Origin of the sequence: Caballeronia sp. SL2Y3 (assembly GCF_022879575.1) — a bacterium.
Taxonomy (GTDB): Bacteria; Pseudomonadota; Gammaproteobacteria; order Burkholderiales; family Burkholderiaceae; genus Caballeronia.
Genome location: NZ_CP084260.1, coordinates 2,369,251 through 2,386,369, shown reverse-complemented (window position 1 = coordinate 2,386,369; position 17,119 = coordinate 2,369,251). Strand labels below are relative to the sequence as shown.

General features: G+C 59.2%; 8 protein-coding genes, 2 tRNA genes and 3 rRNA genes. 9 read left to right on the top strand and 4 right to left on the bottom strand.

What is annotated here, in order from left to right; translation table 11 throughout:
* Positions 1 to 15: 15 nt before the first annotated feature.
* Entirely contained in the window at positions 16 to 807 is a 792-nt protein-coding gene (gene paaG, locus LDZ26_RS11225; RefSeq protein WP_244847301.1) for a 2-(1,2-epoxy-1,2-dihydrophenyl)acetyl-CoA isomerase PaaG, read from the bottom strand.
* A gap of 129 nt (positions 808 to 936) precedes the next feature.
* Entirely contained in the window at positions 937 to 2,646 is a 1,710-nt protein-coding gene (gene paaN, locus LDZ26_RS11220) for a phenylacetic acid degradation protein PaaN (protein WP_244847300.1), read from the bottom strand.
* Positions 2,647 to 2,783: 137 nt separating this feature from the next.
* Here paaN and LDZ26_RS11215 point away from each other — a divergent pair, with 137 nt between their 5' ends.
* The 6 genes from LDZ26_RS11215 (at position 2,784) to rrf (ending at position 9,301) form a co-directional block, all read left to right on the top strand.
* On the top strand, positions 2,784 to 3,560 hold the full coding sequence (locus LDZ26_RS11215; RefSeq protein WP_244847299.1) for an enoyl-CoA hydratase: 777 nt from the start codon (positions 2,784 to 2,786) through the stop codon (positions 3,558 to 3,560).
* Positions 3,561 to 4,041: 481 nt separating this feature from the next.
* Positions 4,042 to 5,573: ribosomal RNA gene (locus LDZ26_RS11210) — 16S ribosomal RNA — on the top strand.
* Positions 5,574 to 5,637: 64 nt separating this feature from the next.
* A tRNA-Ile gene (locus LDZ26_RS11205) sits at positions 5,638 to 5,714 on the top strand.
* Positions 5,715 to 5,758: 44 nt separating this feature from the next.
* A tRNA-Ala gene (locus LDZ26_RS11200) sits at positions 5,759 to 5,834 on the top strand.
* A gap of 297 nt (positions 5,835 to 6,131) precedes the next feature.
* Positions 6,132 to 9,013, top strand: a 23S ribosomal RNA gene (locus LDZ26_RS11195).
* 174 nt (positions 9,014 to 9,187) lie between these two features.
* Positions 9,188 to 9,301 (top strand): 5S ribosomal RNA (gene rrf / locus LDZ26_RS11190).
* The 16S, 23S and 5S rRNA genes sit together here with 2 tRNA genes alongside, the layout of an rRNA operon.
* Positions 9,302 to 9,393: 92 nt before the next feature.
* On the opposite strand, the gene LDZ26_RS11185 is transcribed toward rrf, so the two are convergent.
* Positions 9,394 to 10,584: a M20 aminoacylase family protein gene (locus tag LDZ26_RS11185; RefSeq protein ID WP_244847298.1), complete on the bottom strand. Its 1,191-nt coding sequence runs from the start codon at positions 10,582 to 10,584 to the stop codon at positions 9,394 to 9,396.
* Between the two features lie 153 nt (positions 10,585 to 10,737).
* Here LDZ26_RS11185 and LDZ26_RS11180 point away from each other — a divergent pair, with 153 nt between their 5' ends.
* Together LDZ26_RS11180 and LDZ26_RS11175 are read left to right on the top strand one after the other, a co-directional pair.
* Complete coding sequence (locus LDZ26_RS11180; protein ID WP_244847297.1) at positions 10,738 to 12,819, top strand: molybdopterin-dependent oxidoreductase; 2,082 nt, start codon at positions 10,738 to 10,740, stop codon at positions 12,817 to 12,819.
* 127 nt (positions 12,820 to 12,946) lie between these two features.
* A complete protein-coding gene (locus LDZ26_RS11175; protein WP_244847296.1) occupies positions 12,947 to 14,620 on the top strand; it encodes a long-chain fatty acid--CoA ligase in 1,674 nt (557 codons plus the stop codon).
* A gap of 137 nt (positions 14,621 to 14,757) precedes the next feature.
* Here the strand turns inward: LDZ26_RS11175 and LDZ26_RS11170 are convergent, their stop codons facing one another.
* A complete protein-coding gene (locus tag LDZ26_RS11170; RefSeq protein ID WP_244847295.1) occupies positions 14,758 to 15,921 on the bottom strand; it encodes a porin in 1,164 nt (387 codons plus the stop codon).
* Between the two features lie 350 nt (positions 15,922 to 16,271).
* Between LDZ26_RS11170 and coq7 the strand changes: the two genes are divergently transcribed.
* A complete protein-coding gene (gene coq7, locus LDZ26_RS11165) occupies positions 16,272 to 16,925 on the top strand; it encodes a 2-polyprenyl-3-methyl-6-methoxy-1,4-benzoquinone monooxygenase (protein WP_244847294.1) in 654 nt (217 codons plus the stop codon).
* Positions 16,926 to 17,119: the final 194 nt, after the last annotated feature.

Sequence of the window (17,119 nt, the reverse complement as noted above, 5' to 3'; positions counted from 1 at the left end):
TCTCCGGTAATGGTCTTACAGGCCCTCGAAGCGCGGCGCGCGCTTTTCCTTGAACGCTGCGACGCCTTCGATATAGTCGGGCGACGCGCCGAGTTCGCGCTGAATATCGCGTTCGAGGTCAAGTTGGGCGTCGAATGTGTTGTTCGCGCTCGCACGCATCAGTTGTTTGATTGCGGCCACTGCGCGCGCCGGCTGTTGCGCGAGTTGCGCCGCCAGTTGCGCGGCTGCCTGCTGCAATTCACCGTCTTCGACGACCCGCCACACGATGCCCCAGGCTTCCGCGTTATCCGCGCTCAACTTCTCGCCGGTGAGCGCGAGGGCGAGGGCTCGCGCTTCGCCGACGCGGCGCGGCAGCAGCCACGTCCCGCCCGAGTCCGGAACTAGGCCGATCTTCACGAATGCCTGGATGAAGCTCGCCGAGCGCGCGGCGATGACGAGGTCGCACGCCATCGCCAGATTCGCTCCCGCGCCGGCGGCCGTGCCGTTGACGGCAGCGATGACGGGCAGCGGCATCGTCTGCAGGCGACGCACGAGCGGATTGAAGTGCGCGTCGATCAGCTCGCCAAGGTCGGACATCGAACCGGGCGTGAAGTCGAGGTCGGCCAAGTCCTGCCCCGCACAGAAGCCGCGCCCCGCGCCCGTGATGACGACCGCGCGCGCGTTGCTGGCCTCGATCTCCGTGAGCGCGTGGCTGAGATGGCCGTGCATCTCGCGCGTGAAACTGTTCAGCTTGTCCGGGCGGTTCAGCGTAATGGTCGCGACGCGCGTATCGCCGTCAATGTGGTACAGGACAGACTTCTCTGACATGGCATCTCCTTGGGCACGTGCCGGCCGCGTTGCTCACTCACCCGCCGATACTAGACGTGCTAAACGCCGCTTTCCATTCGGCCGAACGGCATAGGCCGATTGCACGGTTTCGCAGGTTGTCGTTTTCGCCTATGCCGTTTGGCCAGCTTCCGCGGGCGTTGCTTTCGGGGCAACATGAACCCGGCTCTGGACAACGCGGAAGCGATTCGCGACGAACGCGGCATCCGCGAGCGCAGCGTTGGCGGCCGGGTTCGCGCCCGTGCCGTGGAAGTCCGAAAACGCGGCCGACTGATTGACGAACACGCCACCGGTCAGATTGATTGAAAGCGCGACGCCCCCGCGTATCGCGGCGTCATGCGCGGAGTGGATAACGGCGTCGTCGGTGCTGTAGACGGACAACGTGAGCGCGCCGTGCTCCTGAGCGATCGAGCCGGCGAGGTCGAGGGAGTGCGCGGTCGAATCCGTTGCGATGACGAACGAGATGGGCCCGAACCATTCCTTGGTGAACTTCGGTTGGTCGGAGCGCGCGTCCATCTTTAGCATGAGAGGCGTATGAATGCGCGCGTCGGGGAAAGCCGGATGGGCGAGCGTCCAGCTATCGAGCAATACCTCGCCGATTGCGCGGGCCTCGGCGATGCGCGCGACGACGCCTTCGTTCTGGATCGCGCCGATCAGATCGACGGCGCGCGCCGGATCGGAGGTCAGCTTCTCGACCGCGCTGGCGAGCGACTTCGCGACATCGTCGAAGCTCAGGTGACCGTCGGCGGTACGGATGCCGTCGCGCGGCACATAGATGTTCTGCGGCGCGGTGCACATCTGGCCGGAGTAAAGCGCGAGCGAGAACGCGATATTGCGGGCGGCCGCTTTCATGTCGTCCACGGAATCGATGACGATCTGATTGACGCCCGCCTTCTCGGTGTAGACCTGAGCCTGATGCGCATTGCGCTCGAGCCACGTGCCGTTTTGCGTGCTACCGGTGAAGTCGATGACCTTGATCTCGGGGCGAACCGCAAGCTGCTGAACAAGTGCGCCATCGTCCGGTTCAGTTGCGAGCAGCGTGACGATGTTGGGATCGAAGCCCGCTTCGCGAAGCACCTCGCGGGCAATGCGGACGGTGATTGCCAGCGGCAGGATTGCACCGGGGTGTGGCTTGACGATAACGGCGTTGCCGGTGGCGAGATCGGCGAAAAGGCCCGGGTATCCATTCCACGTCGGGAAAGTGCAGCAGCCGAGCACGAGCCCCGTGCCGCGAGGCACGACGGTGTAACGCTTTTGCATGGCGAGTGGCGGATTCTTGCCCTGCGGCTTTTCCCAGTGCGCTTCGGCAGGAATCCGGCGCAACTGGTCCCAGGCGTAGACCACGGCCTCGAGCGCGCGGTCCTGCGCGTGCGGGCCGCCTGCCTGGAAGGCCATCATGAAAGCCTGTCCGGTGGTGTGCATGACGCTGTAGCCGATCTCGAAGCTCGCGCGATTAAGACGTGACAGGATCTCGAGGCTCACGCCGACCCAAGCCTGCGGACCGGCGGCGCGCCATTCGGCTTGCGCTTCGGCGGCTGTGTGAATGAGCGCGTCCGGGTCCGCCTTCGGATAGCGAATATCGAGCGCGATGCCGAAAGGCGATTGCTCTTTGCCGACGGTTTCGCCCGTCGACGGTTGGTCCAGCTCGAACGTCTTGCCGAGGTGCGCCTTGAACGTCGCTTCTCCGTCCGCGTTGGCGGTTTCCCCGTACACTTTGGGACTGGGCATTTCGGCGAACGGGCTCCAGTAGCCGCGGGTTTCGATGGCAGCGAGAGCTTTGTCGAGCATCGCCTCATGCTTCGTGAATAGCGGATGTGTCATGGTCGCGAGAACGGAAGTAAAGGACGGTTGGGCCAGATTAATTAACCGACCGGTTGGTTGGTGATGTTAGCATTATCAAGATGACGGAGAAGAGGTCTTTTCATTAGGACTTACCTGAGGATCGCTAGGAGGAGCGCATGACTTACGAGAATCTGCTGGTCGAGACACGCGGGCGGGTCGGGCTGATTACGCTGAATCGTCCCAAGGCGCTGAACGCGCTGAACGACGCGTTAATGGATGAACTCGGCGCGGCCCTGAAGGCGTTCGACGCGGACGACGACATCGGTGCGATCGTGCTGACCGGCAGTGAGAAGGCTTTTGCGGCGGGCGCGGACATCGGCATGATGGCCAAGTATTCTTATATAGACGTCTACAAAGGCGACTACATCACGCGAAACTGGGAGACGATCCGGTCCATTCGAAAGCCGGTCATCGCGGCGGTGGCCGGGTTCGCGCTCGGCGGCGGCTGCGAGTTGGCCATGATGTGCGACATCGTCATCGCGGCGGACACGGCGAAGTTCGGTCAGCCTGAAATAAAGCTCGGCGTGATTCCGGGAGCGGGTGGCACACAGCGGTTGCCGCGTGCCGTATCCAAGGCAAAAGCGATGGACATGTGCCTTACGGCCCGAATGATGGACGCCGCCGAAGCCGAGCGTGCGGGACTGGTGTCACGCGTGGTCGGGGCGGAGCGTCTGCTCGACGAGGCTGTCGAGGCTGCCACCGTCATCGCCGGCTTCTCGTTGCCCGCGGTGATGATGGCCAAGGAGTCGGTGAACCGCGCCTACGAGACGACGCTCGCCGAAGGCGTCCACTTCGAGCGGCGTTTGTTTCATTCGCTGTTCGCGACCGAGGATCAGAAGGAGGGAATGTCGGCGTTCGTCGAGAAGCGCAAACCGGCGTTCAAACATCGATAATTTCTTGCGCGGAGTCCTTGCGTATTGTCGTGCCGGTCACTAAAATTCCGTCCTTCGCGATTCAACGAACGCGAAGGAAGCGGGAAAAGTGGTGTCGTGGTGAGCTTGGAAGGTAGAAGTGTTCCAAGCGCGGTTGACGAGTGAAATGCTTCAAAAACTTGTTGACACTGACCGAAACGACGTACATAATCTCGTTTCTCTGCTGCTGATGCAGCGACGCAAGACGAAGCGGTTGAGCCAAGTGCTCGATGCGGCAAAGCAGGAAGGTCTTGGCGGATTGCTCTTTAAAAACTAACAGCCGATAAGTGTGGGCGCTTGATGGTGAGTGCGGCCGGTTCTTCGGAGCCGGGCAAGCAAAAGTATCAAGAGTCTCACACGAAGTATCAGAGGAAGGTTTATCTGTCGAGAGACGGATTAATCATCGTCAGTACGTTGAGTGAGCGACCGGTTGGTAAGACAACCGAAAACAGTAACAGGGTTTGAACTGAAGAGTTTGATCCTGGCTCAGATTGAACGCTGGCGGCATGCCTTACACATGCAAGTCGGACGGCAGCGCGGGCTTCGGCCTGGCGGCGAGTGGCGAACGGGTGAGTAATACATCGGAACGTGTCCTGTAGTGGGGGATAGCCCGGCGAAAGCCGGATTAATACCGCATACGATCTACGGAGGAAAGCGGGGGATCTTCGGACCTCGCGCTGTAGGGGCGGCCGATGGCAGATTAGCTAGTTGGTGGGGTAAAGGCCTACCAAGGCGACGATCTGTAGCTGGTCTGAGAGGACGACCAGCCACACTGGGACTGAGACACGGCCCAGACTCCTACGGGAGGCAGCAGTGGGGAATTTTGGACAATGGGGGCAACCCTGATCCAGCAATGCCGCGTGTGTGAAGAAGGCCTTCGGGTTGTAAAGCACTTTTGTCCGGAAAGAAAACTTCGTCCCTAATATGGATGGAGGATGACGGTACCGGAAGAATAAGCACCGGCTAACTACGTGCCAGCAGCCGCGGTAATACGTAGGGTGCGAGCGTTAATCGGAATTACTGGGCGTAAAGCGTGCGCAGGCGGTCTGTTAAGACCGATGTGAAATCCCCGGGCTTAACCTGGGAACTGCATTGGTGACTGGCAGGCTTTGAGTGTGGCAGAGGGAGGTAGAATTCCACGTGTAGCAGTGAAATGCGTAGAGATGTGGAGGAATACCGATGGCGAAGGCAGCCTCCTGGGCCAACACTGACGCTCATGCACGAAAGCGTGGGGAGCAAACAGGATTAGATACCCTGGTAGTCCACGCCCTAAACGATGTCAACTAGTTGTTGGGGATTCATTTCCTTAGTAACGTAGCTAACGCGTGAAGTTGACCGCCTGGGGAGTACGGTCGCAAGATTAAAACTCAAAGGAATTGACGGGGACCCGCACAAGCGGTGGATGATGTGGATTAATTCGATGCAACGCGAAAAACCTTACCTACCCTTGACATGGTCGGAATCCTGCTGAGAGGCGGGAGTGCTCGAAAGAGAACCGGCGCACAGGTGCTGCATGGCTGTCGTCAGCTCGTGTCGTGAGATGTTGGGTTAAGTCCCGCAACGAGCGCAACCCTTGTCCTTAGTTGCTACGCAAGAGCACTCTAAGGAGACTGCCGGTGACAAACCGGAGGAAGGTGGGGATGACGTCAAGTCCTCATGGCCCTTATGGGTAGGGCTTCACACGTCATACAATGGTCGGAACAGAGGGTTGCCAAGCCGCGAGGTGGAGCCAATCCCAGAAAACCGATCGTAGTCCGGATCGCAGTCTGCAACTCGACTGCGTGAAGCTGGAATCGCTAGTAATCGCGGATCAGCATGCCGCGGTGAATACGTTCCCGGGTCTTGTACACACCGCCCGTCACACCATGGGAGTGGGTTTTACCAGAAGTGGCTAGTCTAACCGCAAGGAGGACGGTCACCACGGTAGGATTCATGACTGGGGTGAAGTCGTAACAAGGTAGCCGTATCGGAAGGTGCGGCTGGATCACCTCCTTTCTCGAGCTTCGCACGAAACTAGCAAGCGCTCACGCTTATCGGCTGTGGTTTAGAAACAGGCTAAGGGTCTGTAGCTCAGTCGGTTAGAGCACCGTCTTGATAAGGCGGGGGTCGTTGGTTCGAATCCAACCAGACCCACCACCCTAACAAGTGCTGACCGAGCTTCGAACTCAAGTCAGGCATACGGGGGATTAGCTCAGCTGGGAGAGCACCTGCTTTGCAAGCAGGGGGTCGTCGGTTCGATCCCGTCATCCTCCACCAATCCTCAATGCTTAGGGTTTCGCAAAAAGCGAAGCATTAAGCATTGGCGATTGCTAGCCAGTTGATGCTGTGGGTATTGCAAGACACCTATCGGCTAAACGTTCTTTAACAATCAGGAAGAAGTAGTAAAGAGATTATCTGAAAGCACTTAGAGATGGGTGTGAGTAGGGTAGTCAGGGTAGTGATTGTATCGAGTATGAAAAGTGATCTTAATTGATGACTTGGAATACGGCACAACGCGAATACTCAGCCTGTAGCGTGTGAGTCTAGAGCAGCAAAGAGACACACTCGTTATAGGGTCAAGCGAACAAGTGCATGTGGTGGATGCCTTGGCGATCACAGGCGATGAAGGACGCGGTAGCCTGCGAAAAGCTTCGGGGAGCTGGCAAACGAGCATTGATCCGAAGATGTCCGAATGGGGAAACCCACTCCGTATGGAGTATCCATAGCTGAATACATAGGCTATGTGAAGCGAACGCGGTGAACTGAAACATCTAAGTAACCGCAGGAAAAGAAATCAACCGAGATTCCCAAAGTAGTGGCGAGCGAAATGGGAAGAGCCTGTACTCTTTATTTGTATTGTTAGCTGAACGCTCTGGAAAGTGCGGCCATAGCAGGTGATAGCCCTGTAAGCGAAAACAGTATGAAAGAACTAGGGGTACGACAAGTAGGGCGGGACACGTGAAATCCTGTCTGAAGATGGGGGGACCATCCTCCAAGGCTAAATACTCGTGATCGACCGATAGTGAACCAGTACCGTGAGGGAAAGGCGAAAAGAACCCCGGGAGGGGAGTGAAATAGATCCTGAAACCGCATGCATACAAACAGTCGGAGCCCTGTCAAGGGGTGACGGCGTACCTTTTGTATAATGGGTCAGCGACTTACGTTCAGTAGCGAGCTTAACTGATTAAGGCAGGCGTAGCGAAAGCGAGTCCGAATAGGGCGATCAGTTGCTGGGCGTAGACCCGAAACCAAGTGATCTATCCATGGCCAGGTTGAAGGTGCGGTAACACGTACTGGAGGACCGAACCCACTAACGTTGAAAAGTTAGGGGATGAGCTGTGGATAGGGGTGAAAGGCTAAACAAACTTGGAAATAGCTGGTTCTCTCCGAAAACTATTTAGGTAGTGCCTCGTGTATCACCTTCGGGGGTAGAGCACTGTCATGGTTGTGGGGTCCATTGCGGATTACTACGCCATAGCAAACTCCGAATACCGAAGAGTGCAATCACGGGAGACAGACATCGGGTGCTAACGTCCGGTGTCAAGAGGGAAACAACCCAGACCGCCAGCTAAGGTCCCAAAGATTGGCTAAGTGGGAAACGAAGTGGGAAGGCTAAAACAGTCAGGAGGTTGGCTTAGAAGCAGCCACCCTTTAAAGAAAGCGTAATAGCTCACTGATCGAGTCGTCCTGCGCGGAAGATGTAACGGGGCTCAAGCCAGTCACCGAAGCTGCGGATGCGTGTTTTACACGCATGGTAGGAGAGCGTTCCGTAAGCCTGCGAAGGTGCGTTGAAAAGCGTGCTGGAGGTATCGGAAGTGCGAATGCTGACATGAGTAGCGATAAAGGGGGTGAAAAGCCCCCTCGCCGTAAGCCCAAGGTTTCCTACGCAACGTTCATCGGCGTAGGGTGAGTCGGCCCCTAAGGCGAGGCAGAAATGCGTAGCTGATGGGAAGCAGGTCAATATTCCTGCACCATTGTTAGATGCGATGGGGGGACGGATCGCGGAAGGTTGTCCGGGTGTTGGACGTCCCGGTCGCTGCATTGGAGAAGGTGCTTAGGCAAATCCGGGCACATAATTCAAGGGTGTGGCGCGAGTGACTTCGGTCACGAAGCAATTGGAAGTGGTTCCAAGAAAAGCCTCTAAGCTTCAGTCTAACGATGACCGTACCGCAAACCGACACAGGTGGGCGAGATGAGTATTCTAAGGCGCTTGAGAGAACTCGGGAGAAGGAACTCGGCAAATTGGTACCGTAACTTCGGGATAAGGTACGCCCTGGTAGCTTGACTGGCCTGCGCCAGGAGGGTGAAAGGGTTGCAATAAACTGGTGGCTGCGACTGTTTAATAAAAACACAGCACTCTGCAAACACGAAAGTGGACGTATAGGGTGTGACGCCTGCCCGGTGCCGGAAGATTAAATGATGGGGTGCAAGCTCTTGATTGAAGTCCCGGTAAACGGCGGCCGTAACTATAACGGTCCTAAGGTAGCGAAATTCCTTGTCGGGTAAGTTCCGACCTGCACGAATGGCGTAACGATGGCCACACTGTCTCCTCCCGAGACTCAGCGAAGTTGAAGTGTTTGTGATGATGCAATCTCCCCGCGGCTAGACGGAAAGACCCCATGAACCTTTACTGTAGCTTTGCATTGGACTTTGAACCGATCTGTGTAGGATAGGTGGGAGGCTATGAAACCGGAACGCCAGTTTCGGTGGAGCCGTCCTTGAAATACCACCCTGGTTTGTTTGAGGTTCTAACCTTGGTCCGTGATCCGGATCGGGGACAGTGCATGGTAGGCAGTTTGACTGGGGCGGTCTCCTCCCAAAGCGTAACGGAGGAGTACGAAGGTACGCTAGGTACGGTCGGAAATCGTGCTGATAGTGCAATGGCATAAGCGTGCTTAACTGCGAGACCGACAAGTCGAGCAGGTGCGAAAGCAGGTCATAGTGATCCGGTGGTTCTGTATGGAAGGGCCATCGCTCAACGGATAAAAGGTACTCTGGGGATAACAGGCTGATACCGCCCAAGAGTTCATATCGACGGCGGTGTTTGGCACCTCGATGTCGGCTCATCTCATCCTGGGGCTGTAGCCGGTCCCAAGGGTATGGCTGTTCGCCATTTAAAGAGGTACGTGAGCTGGGTTTAAAACGTCGTGAGACAGTTTGGTCCCTATCTGCCGTGGGCGTTGGATATTTGAAGGGGGCTGCTCCTAGTACGAGAGGACCGGAGTGGACGAACCTCTGGTGTACCGGTTGTCACGCCAGTGGCATCGCCGGGTAGCTATGTTCGGAAGAGATAACCGCTGAAAGCATCTAAGCGGGAAACTCGCCTTAAGATGAGATATCCCGGGGCTTCGAGCCCCTTGAAGGGTCGTTCCAGACCAGGACGTTGATAGGTCAGGTGTGTAAGTGCAGTAATGCATTGAGCTAACTGATACTAATTGCCCGTAAGGCTTGATCCTATAACCAGTGTGTCTTGTCGGTCAAAGTTAGCGCTTCAGCGCTTACTTGGACCCCACCCTCGAAGAGGGCCACACGGGTTGAGTAGCGACTGTGCCCACAGTCACTGCCCTAACACACTACTTCTTCCCCGATTGGTTGTAGCGCCCCACAGGCGATACAACATCCCCTTTATGCCTGATGACCATAGCGAGTCGGTCCCACCCCTTCCCATCCCGAACAGGACCGTGAAACGACTCCACGCCGATGATAGTGCGGATTGCCCGTGTGAAAGTAGGTAATCGTCAGGCTCCCCCTTGCAAAACAAAAACCCCACCCCGAAAAGGTGGGGTTTTTGCGTTTGGGCGACATAGCGCGTCGCGCCACTCGACGGACCCCTAGATCACCGGGCTAAGAACCGCTCAGCAAGCCTAACCCAATACGACGAGCCGACGGACAGTAACGCGTCGTTGAAATCGTAGCTCGCGTTATGCAGCATGCACGGACCTTCACCGTGTCCATGCTCGCGGTGCGCCCCATCTCCATTACCCAAGAACGCGTAGCAGCCCGGCTTCTCGAGCAGCATGAAGGAGAAGTCTTCAGCGCCCATCGTCGGTTCGACGGAAGAGTCGACGTTCTGCTCGCCGACCACTTCACCCATTACCTCGGCCGCAAATTTCGTTTGCGTCGGATCATTGATTGTCGGCGGATAGCTTCGACGGAAGTAGACTTCGGCTTCGCAGTCGTAAGCTAAGGCGGTCGCATCAGCAATCTTCCGCATGCGCGCTTCGATCAAGTCGAGCGTTTCCACCGTAAAAGTCCGCACCGTGCCGCCCAGCCACGCATGATCCGGCACCACGTTGACCGCTTCGCCCGCATGGATCTGCGTGATCGATAACACGGCCGTATCGAGCGGCTTCTTGTTGCGCGTGATGATGCTCTGCAGCGCGTTAGCGATTTGAACTGCGCTGAAGACGGGATCCCGTCCGTTATGCGGCAAAGCGGCGTGCGACCCAACTCCGCGGACGGTAATTCGAAACTCATTGCTCGACGCCATGATCGGGCCTTCCGTCACGCCGAAGTGCCCTGCCGGAATGCCAGGCCAGTTGTGGATGCCGAAGACGGCGTCGACTGGAAAGCGGGTGAAAAGTCCATCGTCGATCATGGCCTTCCCGCCGGCGCCGCCTTCTTCTGCCGGTTGAAAGATGAAGACGACCGTCCCGTCGAACTTTCCGTGTTCCGCGAGGTACTTCGCCGCGCCGAGCAGCATGGCCGTGTGCCCGTCGTGACCGCACGCGTGCATGCGTCCGGCGTGAGTCGATTTATGGCCGAAGCTGTTGATCTCCTGAATCGGCAAGGCGTCCATGTCGGCGCGCAGCCCGATAGACGCGCGGCCCAACCCACGCTTCAAAACGCCAACGACCCCTGTCTTCCCCAAGCCTCGGTGGACCGTAATGCCCCAACGTTCGAGATTCTCCGCCACCAGTTTCGCAGTCCCTATCTCTTCATAGCGCAGTTCGGGATGAGCGTGGATCGTTCGTCGGAGAGCCTGGATTTCATCGTGAGATGCTTCGATTTCCGGTATCAGATTCATTGAACCGCTCGCTTGTTTGAATTCGGACCAACCGTGTGATGCACCGCTGGTTCATTCTACGCCGCCACTATTTGAGGCATCGGACGGACGGTCGCATAGCCGGCGTAATAGAATTCTGGCATCTGCCCCCTTGCCGATTGACCGGACTATCCGATGAACGCCCCAGCCGAGTTTGCCCGAGCCGTTTGCCCGCACGATTGCCCCGACACCTGCGCGATGCGCGTCACCGTAGAGAACGGCCGGGCAGTGAAGGTGAGCGGCGACCCGGATCATCCGCCGACGCAAGGCGTGCTCTGCACGAAGGTCACGCGATACGCCGAGCGAACGCATCACAAGGACCGCCTGCTCACGCCGTTGATCCGTGTCGGGCCGAAGGGGTCCAGTCGTTTCGAACGGATCAGTTGGGAGGCGGGGCTGCAAATAGCCGCCGAGCGCCTGGGCGCGATCGCGCGCCGTGCGCCGGAAGCGATCCTTCCGTACAGCTACGCCGGCACCATGGGCCTCGTCCAGGGCGAAAGCATCGCCGCGCGACTTTTCAATGTGCTCGGCGCGTCGCGGCTGGATCGCACGATTTGCGCGGCAGCCGGTGCGGCCGGGCTGCGCTACACGTATGGCGCGGGCATCGGCATGCACGTCGAGTTCTTCGAGGAAAGCGAGCTGATCCTGATCTGGGGCGCGAACCCGATCGCGTCGAGCCTGCACTTCTGGACGCGCGCGCAGGAGGCGAAGCGGCGCGGCGCGAAACTGATCGCAATCGATCCGTATCGGTCGCTGACCGCCGAGAAATGCCATCAGCACATCGCGCTGCGGCCCGGCACGGATGCCGCGCTCGCGCTCGGCATGATTCACGTGCTGATCCGCGACAACCTGCTCGATCACGAGTACATCGCAGACCACACCGTTGGTTTCGACGCGCTCGCGGCGCGGGCCGCGCAGTATCCGCCGTCGCGCGTGGCGACGATTTGCGGCATCGAGGAACAAACCGTCGTGGATCTCGCGCGTGCATTCGGCTCCACCAAGAAAGCTGCCATCCGCCTGAACTACGGCATGCAGCGCGTGCGCGGCGGTGGCAACGCGGTGCGCGCCGTCGCGTGTCTGCCATCGCTGACGGGTGCGTGGCGCGAGCGGTCGGGCGGTCTATTGTTGTCGTCGTCGGGATGGGCACCGGTCGACAACGCCGCGCTCGAGCGCCCGGACTTGCTGCCGGCTTGGCCGAATAAGCTGCCGCGCAGCATCAATATGAACGCAATCGGCGACGCCTTGCTCCATCCGGGCGATGCTGCGTTCGGGCCGAAAATCGAAGCCCTGATCGTCTACAACTCGAACCCGGTCGCCGTTGCGCCGGACTCGGCGAAAGTTGCGGCTGGCTTCGCGCGCGAGGACTTGTTCACCATCGTGCTCGAGCACTTCCAGACCGATACAGCCGACTACGCCGACCTGATCTTTCCGGCGACCACGCAGCTCGAGCACCTCGACGTCCACAAGTCGTACGGCCACACGCACATCATGGCGAACCTGCCGGCCATACCGCCGGTGGGCGAATCTCGTCCGAACACCGATTTCTTCCGCGGCCTTGCCCGCGCGATGCATCTCACCGAGCCTGCTCTCTTCGAAACGGATGAGCAGATCGCGTCGAAAGCCTTTCGCTGGGACGACCCCACGCTGAACGGCCGCGGATGGGAAGCACTGAAGGCGTCGCGCTGGCTCGAACTCGACATTCCCGACGCGCCGCTCGCGCACGGAGGATTCCGCACGCCATCAGGAAAGTGCGAGTTCTTCAGCGAACGTCTCGCACGCGAAGGCATGGACCCGCTGCCGGATTACCTTCCGCCGTACGAGTCGGCGGAAGCGGCGCCGGAGCTCGTCGCGCGCTATCCGCTCGCGATGATCTCGCCGCCCGCGCGCAACTTCCTGAACAGCAGCTTCGTGAACATCGAAAGTCTGCGCGCGACGGAAGCAGAGCCGCATCTCGATATTCATCCGGCCGACGCGGACGCGCGCGGTATCGCGGACGGCGCGCAGGTGCGCATTTTCAATGATCGCGGGTCGATGCAGGCGCGTGCGCGCGTCACCGATAGGGCGCGCGAAGGCGTGGTCGTCGGCTTGTCGATCTGGTGGAAGAAGTTGTCCCCCGATGGCTGCAACGCCAATCAAGTAACGAGCCAGGCTTTGACCGATCTGGGGGGATCGGCGACGTTCTACGATTGCCTGGTGGAAGTGGAGTCAGTGCATTGAGAAGTATGGAAAGACCCGACCCGAAGTGGTCTGAAATGCGGCGTCTAACCGGATTGTCGGAACGGAAGCGAGCGGCTAGCATCCTGTTTTCGCACGACCATTCGGAAATTAAATAAGGAGACGCCGTATGGAGAAACTCTGGCTGAAATCGTATCCGGCCGGCGTACCCGCGGAGATCGACGTGTCGGCGTACCGGTCGGTCTCACAGTTGCTCGAAGACAGTTTTCGCAACAACCGCGACCGTCGCGCCTTCCTCTGCATGGGGCAGGCGATCACTTACGGCGAGCTCGACGACATGTCGAAAAAGCTCGCTGCGTGGTTGCAGCACAGGGGACTGAAACGCGGCGCGCGCGTCGCGCTGATGATGCCGAACGTGCTGCAATACCCGGTCGCCATTGCCGCTGTGCTGCGCGCGGGCTATATCGTCGTGAACGTGAATCCGCTGTACACGCCGCGCGAGCTTGAACATCAGCTTCGCGACAGCGGCGCGGAGGCCATCGTCATTCTGGAGAACTTCGCGACCACGCTCGAAGCCGTGATCAAGAACACGGCGATCAAGCATGTCGTCGTCGCCGCAATGGGCGACCTGATGGGCATGAAAGGCCTGCTGGTGAATCTCGTCGTCCGCAAAGTGAAGAAGATGGTGCCTGCGTTCAATCTGCCAGGCAGCATCCGCTTCAACGATGCGATCAGCGAAGGCAGCCGCCACGCGCTGGAGCCGGTCGCGCAGACACCGGAGGACGTCGCGTTCCTCCAGTACACCGGCGGCACCACCGGCGTGGCGAAGGGCGCGACGCTGACGCATCGGAACCTGATCGCCAACGTGCTGCAATCGGAAGTGTGGCTGGAACCGGCGCGCAGACAGCGGCCCGACATCGACCAGTTCGTGTGCGTCGTCGCGCTGCCGCTGTATCACATCTTCGCGTTGACGGTGTGCGGCATGCTCACCATCCGCACGGGCGGGCTGGGCGTGCTGATTCCGAATCCGCGCGATATCGCGGGCACCATCAAGGGACTGAAGGGCATTCCCATCAACACGTTCCCGGCGGTGAACACGCTCTATAACGCGTTGCTGAATCATCCCGACTTCTCGAAGCTGGATTTCTCCAAGCTGATCGCGGCGAACGGCGGCGGCATGGCGGTTCAGGAAGCGGTCGCAAAGCGCTGGTTCGCGGTGACCGGCGTGCCTATCGTCGAAGGCTATGGGCTGTCGGAGACTTCGCCCTGCGTCACGTGCAATCCCGTGACGGCCACCGAGTACACCGGCACCATCGGCTTGCCGCTGCCATCGACCGAAGTCTCGATCCGCGACGACGACAACAACGAAGTGCCGCTCGGCCAGGCGGGCGAGATCTGCATCAAGGGACCGCAGGTGATGGCGGGCTACTGGAATCGCCCGGACGAAACGGCCAAGGTGATGACGCCCGATGGTTTCTTCCGCTCAGGCGATGTCGGCGTGTTCGACGAGCGCGGCTACGTGAAGATCGTCGATCGCAAGAAGGACATGATTCTCGTCTCGGGCTTCAACGTGTATCCGAACGAAATCGAGGATGTCGTGGCGATGCTGCCGGGCGTGTTCGAAGTGGCCGCGGTCGGCGTGAAGGATCAGAATTCGGGCGAGGCGGTGAAGCTCTTTATCGTGCGCAAGGACGACAACCTGACCGAAGCGGACGTGATCGCGTTCTGCAAGGAACGGCTGACGGGCTATAAGCGGCCGCGCATCATCGAGTTTCGCAAGGACTTGCCGAAGAGCAATGTGGGCAAGATCCTTCGCCGCGAGTTGCGCGACGGTACAGTCTGACCGGATCGCGCTCACTCGATAAAAGCCTTCGCGTCGCAAGACGCGAAGGCTTTTTTCATGGCGCGAGGCAAAAGCTCGAGACGAAAAAAAGGCGCCCAAAGGCGCCTTTTAAGGAATACGACGTTGTTACGAGCTTCTTAGAACTTGTGGCGGATACCGACCAGCGCTGCCACCTGGTTCGACGTCGACGACGGCGACAGGCCGTTGATGTTGGCGACTGCGGCGCCACGCGTCGAGTCCGTGCCCGAAGCGTGCTGATACACGCCGTCGATATACACGTCCGTGCGCTTCGACAGGAAGTAGTCCGCGCCCAGCATGCCTTGGTGATACTTGGCATTGCCCAGGCCGTAACCCTTCGTGTAGTCGTAGGCAGCGCCAACCAGCAGAGCCGGGGTCAGCTGATACTTGAAGTTGATTTCGGCGTTGTGGAACTTGCCCGTGCCGCCCGTGTAGCCAGCCGGGTTCAGACCCGTGCCTGCTTCCCTGCCGACATCCTTGAACTGCGTGTTGCTATACGTTGCGCCGACCGTTGCTGCGCCGAACGTGTAAGCCGCGCCTGCCGAGATCACTTGCTGCGTATGAGCCGAAGCGTAGCCGGAATACACGCGGCTGCCGCCCATGTTCGAGCCCGTCGTGCTCGACGCCGGCGTGTTGCCGAAGAACGAGTAGTTCGGGTCCTTGACGTTCAGGTAGCCCGCGCCCAATTGCAGCGGACCTTGCGAGTAGCCGAGGCCGACCGACCAAATCTGGTTGCGGTTGAACTGGCCAGCGTTGCCGCCGAGGCTATACAGACCGCCGAACGTGAAGCCTGCGTAATTGGCGCTCGTGAACTTGATCGCGTTGTTCACGCGGTTCGAGTTGTTCATGTTGTCGAGGTCGCCCGGGTGCGCACCGTAGTACGTCGCCCACTGGCTGCCGACTTCGAACGCACCGGTGAAGTCGACCACGGAGTCATACTGGCGACCCAGCGTGACCGTGCCGAATTGCGCCGTCGACAGCCCCACATACGCCTGACGGCCGAACTCCGAGCCGCCTTGGGCGAGACGGCCGTTGAACACGTTGAAGCCGTTCTCCAACACGAACAGGGCCTTCAGGCCGCCGCCCAGATCTTCCGTGCCACGCAGGCCCCAACGGCTGCCCTGCACGTTGCCGCTGCTCATTGCATACAGCTTTTGACCGCCGACATTATTGGAATAGACGAAACCTGCGTCGATGATGCCGTACAGCGTCACGCTGCTCTGCGCATGTGCGGCGCCAGCGAAGACGCCCAATGCTGCGAGAGCGAGAAGCGACTTTTTCATTGTGTAGATCTCCAAGGAGTGTTTTGCGACTTGTTTGGCAAGGTCACTGTTCTAGCGCCAGTGTGTTGACGGCCCCTGCCGGGGTCTTCTTTGCGAAGTGACACGTAATGTAACAAACACGACTTTTCGCACAAAGGAAAAGGGACCGCGCCCGCGGCTACGTGTGACGTTTACGCAACATGCGCTAAAATCCTGGTTTTGCAGCAGTTTTGCGAGTCGTGTTTGCCCTAATTACAAAAAATGGCGCTCGCCGACGGCCGTTTTCGCATGTCTGACCGGGGAGAATAGGGATTGCTAACTGTCCTGTACGACGTTGCGCGAAACGATGACATCAACAACGAGGTGAGAACATGACGCTCGACGAAATCATTGGCGAGTTCGATCGCGGCCTGCGTTCCATGACCGGAGTGAGCCGCATGTCGCGGCCTGTACCGCAATCGAACATGCCGGTTCTCGTGGAGGGCGGCGTGGTCGCTGATGCGCCGCAGCTCACGGACGAAGAGAAGGCTCATTCGGCCGGTCTGATGCGTGTGAATCATGTAGGCGAAGTCTGCGCGCAGGCGCTTTATCAGGCGCAAAAGCTCGCGACTCAATCGCCGGGCTTGAAGGCGAGCTTCGAGCAGGCCGCCCGCGAAGAGGAAGATCACCTCGCATGGACGTCGCAGCGTCTCAAAGACCTCGACTCGCGCCCGAGCCTTCTCAATCCGCTGTGGTATGCGGGCGCGCTCGCCATCGGTTTCGTCGCGGGCCGCTTCGGCGACCGCGCGAGCCTCGGCTTCATGGCGGAAACCGAGCGCCAGGTGGAACAGCATCTCGACGGCCACATGAAAACGCTGCCTGCGACCGACTACGCTTCTCGCGCGATCGTCGAACAGATGCGGCAGGACGAAAGCGCGCACGCAGCAGCCGCCATCGGCGCGGGTGGATCGGAGATGCCGTTTCCAGTCCGTCTCGTGATGCGAGCGGCGGCGAAGGTGATGACGCGCACCGCATACTACGTTTAGGCGCCAAAGTGTCGCGCGAGGCGCTTTGTATGAACAATGCAACCTGTCGAGCGCCCGCGAGCGCTCGCGGAAACCGTTACATTTCACACGTCTGCGGCGCGGATGTTCATACTTTACGTTCGCTTCCCGCACTAGTTCTCTAATTTCAAACGATTTTCCCCTTCCTCCTGGCAATAAGTCCGTTCGCTAAGTCC

Bases quoted from the DNA above. Each gene is read 5' to 3' on its own strand.
- paaG (WP_244847301.1), bottom strand. From the start codon at position 807: ATGTCAGAGAAGTCTGTCCTGTACCACATTGACGGCGATACGCGCGTC.
- paaN (WP_244847300.1), bottom strand. From the start codon at position 2,646: ATGACACATCCGCTATTCACGAAGCATGAGGCGATGCTCGACAAAGCT.
- coq7 (WP_244847294.1), top strand. From the start codon at position 16,272: ATGACGCTCGACGAAATCATTGGCGAGTTCGATCGCGGCCTGCGTTCC.
- LDZ26_RS11170 (WP_244847295.1), bottom strand. From the start codon at position 15,921: ATGAAAAAGTCGCTTCTCGCTCTCGCAGCATTGGGCGTCTTCGCTGGC.
- LDZ26_RS11175 (WP_244847296.1), top strand. From the start codon at position 12,947: ATGGAGAAACTCTGGCTGAAATCGTATCCGGCCGGCGTACCCGCGGAG.
- LDZ26_RS11180 (WP_244847297.1), top strand. From the start codon at position 10,738: ATGAACGCCCCAGCCGAGTTTGCCCGAGCCGTTTGCCCGCACGATTGC.
- LDZ26_RS11215 (WP_244847299.1), top strand. From the start codon at position 2,784: ATGACTTACGAGAATCTGCTGGTCGAGACACGCGGGCGGGTCGGGCTG.
- LDZ26_RS11185 (WP_244847298.1), bottom strand. From the start codon at position 10,584: ATGAATCTGATACCGGAAATCGAAGCATCTCACGATGAAATCCAGGCT.